Origin of the sequence: Prevotella sp. oral taxon 317 str. F0108 (genome assembly GCF_000162415.1) — a bacterium.
Classification (GTDB): Bacteria; Bacteroidota; Bacteroidia; order Bacteroidales; family Bacteroidaceae; genus Prevotella; species Prevotella conceptionensis.
On the sequence record NZ_GG740072.1, the window covers coordinates 214,238 to 217,780 of the forward strand.

At 36.3% G+C, this 3,543-nt stretch carries 6 protein-coding genes; all 6 read left to right on the plus strand.

What is annotated here, in order from left to right; translation table 11 throughout:
• The first annotated feature begins 449 nt into the window (after window positions 1–449).
• Window positions 450–710, plus strand: a complete 261-nt coding sequence (locus HMPREF0670_RS00750) for a hypothetical protein (RefSeq protein ID WP_044077547.1) — start codon at window positions 450–452, stop codon at window positions 708–710.
• Window positions 711–888: 178 nt separating this feature from the next.
• Entirely contained in the window at window positions 889–1,020 is a 132-nt protein-coding gene (locus HMPREF0670_RS17410; protein WP_255346252.1) for a hypothetical protein, read from the plus strand.
• Entirely contained in the window at window positions 1,007–1,447 is a 441-nt protein-coding gene (locus HMPREF0670_RS00755; RefSeq protein ID WP_009229252.1) for a hypothetical protein, read from the plus strand. Before HMPREF0670_RS17410 ends, HMPREF0670_RS00755 begins: the two co-directional genes overlap by 14 nt.
• Window positions 1,448–1,667: 220 nt before the next feature.
• Window positions 1,668–2,006, plus strand: a complete 339-nt coding sequence (locus tag HMPREF0670_RS16095; RefSeq protein WP_157579510.1) for a hypothetical protein — start codon at window positions 1,668–1,670, stop codon at window positions 2,004–2,006.
• 186 nt (window positions 2,007–2,192) lie between these two features.
• Entirely contained in the window at window positions 2,193–2,690 is a 498-nt protein-coding gene (locus tag HMPREF0670_RS00765) for a hypothetical protein (protein ID WP_232213832.1), read from the plus strand.
• Between the two features lie 227 nt (window positions 2,691–2,917).
• Window positions 2,918–3,202, plus strand: a complete 285-nt coding sequence (locus HMPREF0670_RS00770) for a hypothetical protein (RefSeq protein ID WP_044077548.1) — start codon at window positions 2,918–2,920, stop codon at window positions 3,200–3,202.
• Window positions 3,203–3,543 lie beyond the last annotated feature (341 nt).

A 3,543-nucleotide genomic window follows, 5' to 3' on the forward strand; every position in this document is an offset into this window, starting at 1 on the left:
GAAAGCAGATTTTGGAAGTTCATGACATCTAGGAACGATAAGAAGATTTTGTATTTTAGCGCTCGATTCGTGAGCTGTATGGAACTAACTGTGCACCGCAAGGCCTCATCTCTGACTGCGCCTCGGAAAAACGAACAAGCTCCTTTTTCGCTTGGCTTGCACTGAAGTTCCACGAAACGGAGGACTACACCATATACCCCGCACCCATACTCAGCGTTACGCGCTTAGCCTCCAAAATCGGTGCAGGCAAATTCCAAAACGCCTACGGTCATGGCGCGAACGTCGTCACGGGCAGGTAGAGGAAGTATGGGTTCGAGTTCAGGTATGGCAGGTTCTAGTGTAGAATCTAGCGTCAATCGTTCAATTAGTGGAACTTCTTCAAGTGAAAATAATTCAGGCTCATTCGGAAGTGGCAGCAAAAGTAGTAGTCAAGATTATAATAGATAAATATGAAAAAATTAATATTGATATATATTGCCGTTTTTGGCATTTGGTTTGTAATATATGGTATTTCAATTTGCGATCAGTATGTAGCATTGAAATATGAGATAGAAACAATAGATAATGTGGCAGTTATAAACCGAGTATATGAAATAGTAAATATGTCAACAATAATAAATCTTGTATGGTTTGTATTAAGTGCCATATTGTTTGTTATCTTTGTAGTCCAATATAAGCAGAGAAATAAAAACAAACGGACGAACGAATAATTAAGAGCCACGGCGAATAGGAGGGTGTGCATGTCAACGGCGCGCCACAAGGTCTTATCGCTGGCTAAACCGACTTCATGCTGCGCCTCGGAAAGAGGAGCTTGCTCGTTTTTCCGAGGTGCAGTATGAAGTTCCACGTGCAGGACACTTAGGCATACCCCATATTACAAAATCCGTAATGACAACAGAAGCAAAAGATGGGAAAAAGCCAAATAACCCTTTTTCTTTAGGTGAAGTAGTTGTACCTGCTTCTTACCCCAAGAATGTAAAGTCAACAAATGATAACAAAAAAAATAATGAATCGTATTAAATTTATTGCAGTGTTTGGAATATGGCTACTTGGTTTTAATACTTTGGAAGCTTGTAATATGAAGTTCAAGATTATTTATGCCAACGCCTGCCTTAGCACCATTATTAGCATTACACCAGATTTCTTTGATAAAGGGATGATTGAAGGTTCACTTGATAGTGTGATGGTGGTATCTCATGCTGAATGTGTTGAATTTATGGATGTAATATCATCTCTTAAAGAAACGAAAGTGAAAGAGGGAGAGAGACTTCCCGAAATAGACGTTCGAGCAAAAGTTATAGTGTTTTTGAATGATCAATTTTGGGATTCATACTATTGGGGAATGTTCTATTTATATCATAATGGAAAGATATATGAAGTAAATAAAGAGTTTAGAGATAGAGTTAATCTCATGTTAAAAAAAGGTGGAAAGCCAAAGATGTTTTAACAAAAGTAATACGTAAGTGAAAAAGGGTGATAATCGCCAGTTTCAAGTAGGGCAGTGTTACAGGCTCGTAAAAGTGGCGGATACCGAAAGGACTCGGAGAGTCTGGCCGTATGGATGGCCCCGAGCCAACAAGGAAAAGAATGAGAATCCACAGGGCGGTGCATTCAGCCACATGTACGCCTACGGCGAACTTAACCGACTGACATTTACTATGGATATTATGGGAAAATTTATAAATAGAACAGCAACATCTTTTATGATGTTATTCTTGCTGAACTGTTGCTTTCCTAATTTTGCTCCTCGAAACAAAGAAAGCGAGTGCGTAGATGTTGATAGTGGAAAGTTTGCCTTGATTACACAGATTGGTGTTATTGATCAAGAATATCCATATAGCGTTTATTATATTATGAATAATGATTCCGTCTTAGTATGTAAAGGGTATAGAATAAAAATGATAAGAATGGAGGGTGATACCCTAATGATAGATATGGATGGTGAGATATTATACCATCGATATAAAATAAAAAAATACAGAGTGAAACTATTATCACTAAAATGAGAACAGCATGGTTGTTAGTAATAGGCGTTTTCAAAACATTCGTGTGTGGTAAAAATGAATAGAAGGCTTCATCTTCTTTTATTTATCGGCAACAAATGCGTGGTAAGTAAACCCAGTGTAGGCAAGTGCAGCATAACCGCTACAATCGTGCAAAGTTTGAAAACAATAAGTATAAAGTAAATTATCATGAATAATAGTAGACTACAATTTCTTTTGCGTAAAAACGCAGGAAAAAGGTATATGGCGGAGTATTTAACGGAATTATCAAGACTTATCACCAATAATAAGTTCAGAATATTAAATCTTGAAGAATCTGACATTACATCAAAAAGTATTATGGATAATCATGAAAAGCTCCTGTTTAAAATGGATTATTGGGAATGTAGAAATATATTATTTACTCAAAAAGAAATACTTAAAAGTGTTATCACAAAGATTCAATTAGTATATTCTGCTCCTGTTTATATGTCAATAGGGTATTCCGATATGTGTGGGCTTGTCATGATAGAACGGATAAGTCTCTTCAATTCTGATTTTGAATTTAACGATGAACATAGTGGGTTAATTGTGCTTTATGATAAAAGTGCAAGCAATAAATTAGTTATCGACTTCTATGAAGAGGCCTGTACGTGTTTCTATGATTTACAGCTGTTTGGTGAGCAATGGGTGAAATGTAGAGAATAGCATGCAACATCTATTGTTGTTAGCCAGTCTCCTTCATTTAGTATGGCAAAATCTCCTAAAATATACATGGAAAAGCATGTAAAGACTAATGAAAAGGCAGGAAAGAACAATAGGTTCTATATTGGGGAACAAATATAGGAGGCAATTTTTACTTATGCACAAATACTTAAATAGCGTATTCTCTTGAACGGCAATAAAAGTTTACCTATCTTAAATTCAAAACAATAATGAAATATTTTGCATTCTTCATCGTTCTCTTAACAATTAGTTCTTGTAATTATAATAAAAAAATGACGCCAATAAACAATAGACATGATACAATAATTACTTATGACATAGACAACCTTTCCTCGGAAGGTGCAGAAACACATGTGTTGTACAAAGGGGGAAAGATAAAAGAGAGTACTGTATACGTATATGGTGCAGGTGGAAAAATGGAGATTAAGTATATTTTTAATCGTAACTTTATCGATGTGAGAACAAACTTATCTCTACCAAGACACATCCCTTAACAAAGTTGATACTTTAAATGTTATTAGGTATAAGATTGATTATAGAGGACGTGTTGTGGGGAAGAAACTGAGTCAATACGCAGACATATTTGAAGAATTCAAAAGAGCTGTCCCTTTTATTTTGAAATAAAAAGACGCGAGGTAAGTTACCTACGGCTACGGGCGGCTAAACGAGGTTGCATATCGACAAAACTCTCCAACCGCACGAGCAAAGCTTGAGTTGGTGGAGGATTTGTAGGAAGAGGAAGAAGTGACTATACCCCCGTTGCTCAAGGTTCTATTGCATAAACTTGGTGTAACAGATGGAATTTACGGTCCTCACGTTAGAGGTAAAACGTATT